Raw genomic sequence first — 6037 nt, 5'->3', positions numbered from 1 at the left:
TTTTTAGCTGGGGGGACGGGACGGACGCCGATGTGCGAAACGTTGGCACGCGTCTGGGTTCACCCGGCCAATTGCTCTCCGATCTGGATAGTAGCCATGTGAGCGCCGAAGAAAAATGCATCGAAGACGAGCTGTTCTTCAACTCCTCCGAGGAGGAGAAGAAAGGCCTCAAGCCTCACATTCAAAAAGTGATGCAGCGCCGCCAGGCGCGCGGCTGGTACAGCATGTTTTACGACTCCTACGTGCCACTGCTGCACACCTTGAACCAATGGGGTCGTGGCTACTCGGTGAAGCAATTGGATGAGGCGGGGCAGATGCAGGCCCTGCACAACCAGCAGGCCTACCATCCCGTCTGGGCGTTTGGTTATGACTGGCGGCAAGGCGCGGATTTGATTGCTCAAGGCGGCCGGCCTTACGCAAAAGGAGAAGACTTCAGCACCTTTCTGGAAAAAGTCTTTGCAGACAGCTACACGGATTGCGTGGACTGGTACTGGCCCAAGCAGAAGCAGGTGATTGTGGTCACGCACAGCATGGGCTCGCTGGTGGCGCGCTACATCAGCGAGGTGGCGGGGTTCAGGGATCGGATCGCCGGCATCATCCATCTGGCCCAGCCCACCACGGGCGCGCCTGCTGCCTCGCTGCGCCTGCTGGCAGGCACGCAAACCGAAGACATGACCAAGCTCGGGGGCAGTGATGACCAAGCCATTCGCAACATCATGGGCATCTCGCCCTACCGCTATTTGACGGCTGTGGCGCAGCTCACCGGCCCGCAAACCCTGCTGGCCTCCAATGACTATTGCGCCGATGCTGAGAAGGCGGTGGCTTCGGCCAAAGACCCCGTCGATTGGATCAAATGGGTGGACCCGCAGGGGGAGCACAAGGCCTTCATCAATCAGCAAAAGATCGGAGCGATGCGAGGCACTAGCGGGTTACCTGAACTTCATGTCAATGGCCGAATTGGTTGGTCTGCTCCGCGCTTCTGGTCGCGTTGGGGATCACCGGGTGCCTACGGTTACACGGCCTTGAAGCCCTTGCATGACTTCAAAACGCAATGGCGGGCAGATGCGGCGGGGGTTAAGGATCACAGCGAGCCGTCAAGCCAAGGTTTGGATTCGAAGTTTGAAGATGTAAAAAGAGCCTATGAGCAGGCCGACACCATCATCACCAGCCTACGCCTCAAATATCACCCCGAGACAACCGCCATCTACAGCAACGGCGGCCAAAGCATCACCCGCCTGACCGTCCAACTGATACCTGTGAAGTTCCCGGTCAGCCAGTCCATGGACCCCAACACCTTGCAGATGAAACCCACCTTGATCGATGCGTTTCAAGTCCACTGGGGGTTTGAGCGCAGCGCGGGCGATGGCACGGTGCCCGAGTCCTCGGGCAAGGCGCTGAGCGCGGCGGGCGTGAAGCTGCAAAAAGCCATTGCCGGGCCTCACAGCGAGCACCAAAACATCGGCCACAACCCCCAGGCGCAATCGCAGCTCTTCACGGCGCTGCGGGCGATTTCGAAGAAATTCATATGAACAAGCCTACGCAGCGCCGCCATTTTTTACAAACCATACCCGCCTTGCTGGTCTGGCCCCTGGCCGGTTGCAACCCACCCCCTAGCAGAGAGACTCTTCTGATGGAATACACCGGCGCCTGGATAGGCATGGGCAAGGTCTTGATGCCCGTCGCCCCCTTTGAGTTTGAACTCATGTCCATTGAGACAGGGCCCAAGGCCAGCCCGGTCAAACCGATTTACTTCAATATGCGGGTCAATGTGCCGGCCAAGGGCCAGCCTCAACCGCCCATGACCAATCGAGAAAGGCCTGCTGCCGCAGGTATTGACTTCTGGCTGGACAACGGCGGGGGTACTGCCATGGAGATTTTTGAGCGTGCCAGTGAGTGGAATGAGGAGCGCAAGGTGGTATTTGTCAAAGAAGTGAGTTTTGGCAACAACCGCTATCTGCATGGGCAGACGACACAAAAGGGTGCGGATGATGGCACCATCAGTTTGACCGTGGCGGACACTGACCATCGCCTGGACACCTTTGTGTTGACGATCTCTGACCAGCTGAGCCTAGTCATCCAGGCTTCGCGACAAATTGCGATGAATGCGGCTGTGCGTGCCAGGTTTGAGCGCAAGGCCAACACACCAGGGCTCTATTTACCAGACTCGATGAATATCCCGAAGGATTTGCTTGAATCCGAAGCCCGTTACCAAACCTGGCGCGACCAAACTCTGCCCCACCTCGACGCCGCACTGCCTGTTGTGCTGAGCAATGTGCAGGTCTTCCAGCACGACCCTTTTCATTTACCCGCGCCCAAGCCGGGCTTGGAGCGCCACTACCTCTGGAACTGCGCCATTGATTTCCCAACGGACAAGCTGATCGCCAATGGCTGCAGCACGGGGGTCATGGTTAACTTTCATGCGGCGGGCAAAGCGCTTTGGGTGTTTGAAGACAAGCGCATTGAGCATGAGGGCCGGTTTGTGGGCAAGCAGGCCTTGGACGAAGGGGTGCAACGCAATATCGACAAGCTGTTTGCGCAGAGGCAGCACTTCAAAATGGCCACCGACCCGGAGTTCAAAGAGGTCAAGGGTGAGGTGGTCAAGGTGGGCCATCTGCTGGGCCTGCTGAATGAGTTCTATCTCACCGAGGCGCGCTTTGGTTCGTCCGATGATTTAGGCAAGAAGTTCTACAAGCACGAGACGGGCGTGGCTTATGCGGATGGGCATATGTTTTCGTCCGCGACGGAGTTGACCCAGGAGCAGATGTTGGTCTTTCGGGGGTCGATCAAAAACAGTTATGTGGGGCGGTTTTTGCCTTTGCTTTCTTTCACATCGGTGCCTGGGCATTCCTGAGCGCAAGTTTTGACGACGACCTACAGCACAACAAGATCCCCGGAGAGACCCGCGGCACTATTACCATTGGCCATCATTGTTATTGAATGGAGCATGGCATGGCGACGAACCTTAAACCCTCGGGCGGCACAAATTCAGGCAGCCCAAAAATTGATGTCAAACACCTGGCTTCAGACAGCGGCGTGGCTGTAGAAGCCTATGACACCTATGACACCGACGAAGAAACGCTGGCTGCGGCGCACCGCTTTGCCGCCGGCCTGCTGAACCGCGTGGCGCAAATCTGTGAGGCCCAGCCGGGCAAGACTCTGGACGCCGCAGCCCTGCGCGCACTGGCTGCGGGCTTGCTGCCGAAGTAAGAAACTACTTGCGCTGACACGGGCTGAGCGGGCGGCCATTCCTGGCCGCCTTTTGCAATCAGCCCTCAGGCCTTGTTCAGTAAGGGCCGGCGCTCAACCAACGCTCAAGTTGGGGCAGGCGGTCGTTGCCCCAGAAGCGTTCGCCTTCAACGATGAAGAAGGGCGAGCCGAACACGCCGCGCGCTTCGGCCATGTCCACTTCGGCCTTCAGGCGCTGGCGGCTCGATGATGAACTGCTGGCCTCGTGAAAATCTTCGGGCGTGATGCCCATGCTTTCGGCAATCGCCAGCAGCACCTCGGAGGAGGCGATGTTGAGGTCTTGCACAAAGTAAGCCTCCAGCACCTGCTTGGCGAAGGTGCGGCCTTGCTCCGGGCTGCGATCGTTAATCCAGTGGAACAGGCGGGCGGCTTGCTCGGTGTGCAGGCCCAGGGTGGAGGGGGTTTGGTACTTCACGCCCTCATAGGCGGCCAGGCGCTCGGCGTCACGGCGCACGTAGTCGCTGCGCATGACGTTGTTGGGGATGCGGATCCGCTCCAATGAATTGAAGTTGGCGTCCAGCACGATGGCATGCCAGTTCACGGCGCGACCTTGGCGTTCCGCCAACTGATCGATCAGTGCGGAGGCAATGTAGCCGTAGGGCGAGGCAAAGTCGAAATAGAAATCAATCGGCGCGGACATGCGTGGATGCTCCCTCAGTGTGGCGCGGATTGTAGGGGCAGGCTGCGTGGCGTGCGCCTGTGAGGTTAGCGCTGGTGCCTGCGTCGATTTGCTGCCTCGGCATGGGGGGCTTGAAGCGAATTCTCGTTGCGTTGTAAATGAATCAACGCTGTGATGTAATTGCATCATGTTAAAGCCATCAAGCTCATTGCGTTCCTATGGCGGCAGCGTCGCGCTTGCCGGCATTTGGGATTTGCTGGAGGTTCGCGAAGGCGGTCCGCCACCGAGGCCTGTGCAGTCCACCCCCATTGCTTTCAACGCAACAGCGGCCCACCACATCATCAAACGCGGCATCACCAGTCGGGCGATTGCGCCGCTGGGTGACGCGCTTGGCCTGGGCAAGGGCCTTGTTGCAGATTATCTTGATCTCGACAGGGGCACCGCCAATCGGCGGGCCGCCAAGGACCAGCTCCTGCCGCTTCATGCGGCAGAAGGTGTGTTGAGGCTGATGGAGTTGTTTGAATTGGCCAGCGATACCTTTGAGTCCGAAGATGAAGCATCGGCCTGGCTGCGCAAGCCGCATCCCATGCTCGATGGCGAGACACCTCTCGAGACGGCCAAAACCTCCTATGGCGGCGAGCGGGTGAAAGACATCTTGCTGGCCCTCAAGTACGGCGGTGTTGTTTGACTTCGGTTTGGCGCATTGGCTATGTCGACAAACCCGTCCCTGCAAAGGCGGCCCTGCTCGCCTCGCTAGGCTATGGCTCCACGCTTGGCAATGGGCGCTGGCACCTCAAGGGTCCCCACCCGATTGTTTACGCGGGGGCTAGTCGTGCGCTGTGCCAGTTAGAAAAGCGAGTCCACGCCAATGGTGCCCACCCCAAAAATCAAGCGCTGATGCGGCTGGAACTGCCGGCGGGGGCAGCGCTCGCCGATGTGGGCTCGATGCGCTTGCCGGCCGACTGGCGCAGCAATGAAGCGGCAACCCAGGCGCTTGGCATGGCGTGGCTGGGCTCGCTGTCCAGCCTGGGCCTCTGGGTGCCGTCCTATGTAGAACCTGGCGACATGAATTTGCTGATCAATCCCGCGCACCCTGAGTACAGGTCCATCAAGCTAGAGATCGAACGAAACCCCTTTGTGTTCGATCCGCGGATGTTCCCGTAAAGGTACGTCCGCGTTCTTGGGCCGCGTCGGCTTCGTGGCCCCTAACTGTTGCCATCAGCGGCGTGGCACGCCGGGCATGACGCAGAGCATTTCGTACAGCAGATTGGCGGCCAGCAGCGAGGTGTTGCCGGAGAGGTCGTAGGGTGGCGCCACTTCCACCAGGTCGCCGCCGACAATGTTCAGCCCCCAGCAGCCGCGGATGATTTCAAGGGCTTGGGGGACGGTCAAGCCGCCGATTTCGGGCGTGCCGGTGCCACCCGCGTAGGCGGGGTCAATGCCGTCAATGTCAAAGCTGATGTAGCAGGGCGTGTCGCCGATGGTCTCGCGCACCCGGGCCATGATGGGGGCCATGGACTGGTGCCAGACTTCATGGGCTTGCACGATGGTGAAGCCTTGTTCGCGAGGCCAGTCGAAATCGTCCGACGCGTAGCCGGTGCCGCGCAGACCGATCTGGAAGACCTTGTTGCAGGCCAGCAAGTTCTCTTCAACAGCGCGGCGGAAGGGCGTGCCGTGGGCAATCTTTTCGCCGAACATGTCTTCGTTGATGTCGGCGTGGGCATCCACGTGCACCAGGGCCACCGGGCCGTGCTTGGCTGCGAGTGCACGCAGGATGGGTAGCGCGATCGTGTGGTCGCCGCCCATCGTCAGGGGCTTGCAGTTTGCCGCCAGCACGTCTTGGTAGAAGGCTGTGATGATGTCCACCGATTTCGGCAGTGAGTAGGTGTTGATCGGCACATCGCCCAGGTCGGCCACTTGCAGCGCGTCGAAGGGTGCGGCGCCGGTGGCCATGTTGTAGGGGCGGATCAGCGAGGATTCGGCGCGGATCTGACGCGGCCCGAAGCGTGCGCCCGAGCGGTTGGAGGTGCCGATGTCGAAGGGCACGCCGATGAAGCCGACGTCCAGCCCTGCCGCTGAAGCGACGTGCGGCAGGCGCATCATGGTGGCGATGCCGCCGAAGCGCGGCATGGCGTTGCCACTGAGGGGTTGGTTTTTCATGAGGGTCTCAGA

The 6037-nt window shown here is 59.9% G+C and carries 7 protein-coding genes; 5 read left to right on the top strand and 2 right to left on the bottom strand.

Annotated features, from left to right (window positions below):
- The 3 genes from PRZ01_RS03475 to PRZ01_RS03465 all read left to right on the top strand — a co-directional run.
- A partial coding sequence (locus PRZ01_RS03475) for a lipase family alpha/beta hydrolase (RefSeq protein ID WP_409993796.1) occupies positions 1-1529 on the top strand: 1529 nt, incomplete at its 5' end.
- A complete protein-coding gene (locus PRZ01_RS03470; protein WP_273595360.1) occupies positions 1526-2851 on the top strand; it encodes a hypothetical protein in 1326 nt (441 codons plus the stop codon). The genes PRZ01_RS03475 and PRZ01_RS03470, both read left to right, overlap by 4 nt.
- Before the next feature lie 98 nt (positions 2852-2949).
- Positions 2950-3207 (top strand): hypothetical protein, encoded by a 258-nt coding sequence (locus PRZ01_RS03465; protein WP_273595359.1) that lies wholly within the window; start codon positions 2950-2952, stop codon positions 3205-3207.
- A 76-nt stretch (positions 3208-3283) separates the two neighbouring features.
- Here the strand turns inward: PRZ01_RS03465 and PRZ01_RS03460 are convergent, their stop codons facing one another.
- Complete coding sequence (locus tag PRZ01_RS03460) at positions 3284-3886, bottom strand: 2-hydroxychromene-2-carboxylate isomerase (protein WP_273595358.1); 603 nt, start codon at positions 3884-3886, stop codon at positions 3284-3286.
- A gap of 166 nt (positions 3887-4052) precedes the next feature.
- Here PRZ01_RS03460 and PRZ01_RS03455 point away from each other — a divergent pair, with 166 nt between their 5' ends.
- Together PRZ01_RS03455 and PRZ01_RS03450 are read left to right on the top strand one after the other, a co-directional pair.
- Positions 4053-4553 carry an antitoxin Xre/MbcA/ParS toxin-binding domain-containing protein gene (locus PRZ01_RS03455; protein ID WP_273595357.1) on the top strand — a complete coding sequence of 167 codons (501 nt, stop codon included), beginning with the start codon at positions 4053-4055 and terminating at the stop codon, positions 4551-4553.
- A complete protein-coding gene (locus tag PRZ01_RS03450; RefSeq protein WP_273595356.1) occupies positions 4550-5029 on the top strand; it encodes an RES family NAD+ phosphorylase in 480 nt (159 codons plus the stop codon). The genes PRZ01_RS03455 and PRZ01_RS03450 overlap by 4 nt, the downstream gene beginning before the upstream one ends.
- 54 nt (positions 5030-5083) lie before the next feature.
- Here PRZ01_RS03450 and speB read toward each other — a convergent pair whose 3' ends face one another.
- Positions 5084-6025 carry an agmatinase gene (gene speB / locus PRZ01_RS03445; protein ID WP_273595355.1) on the bottom strand — a complete coding sequence of 314 codons (942 nt, stop codon included), beginning with the start codon at positions 6023-6025 and terminating at the stop codon, positions 5084-5086.
- Between the last annotated feature and the right edge of the window lie 12 nt (positions 6026-6037).

Origin of the sequence: Roseateles koreensis (genome assembly GCF_028595305.1) — a bacterium.
GTDB lineage: Bacteria > Pseudomonadota > Gammaproteobacteria > Burkholderiales > Burkholderiaceae_C > Paucibacter_A > Paucibacter_A koreensis.
This window is presented reverse-complemented; position numbering and strand designations above follow the sequence as displayed.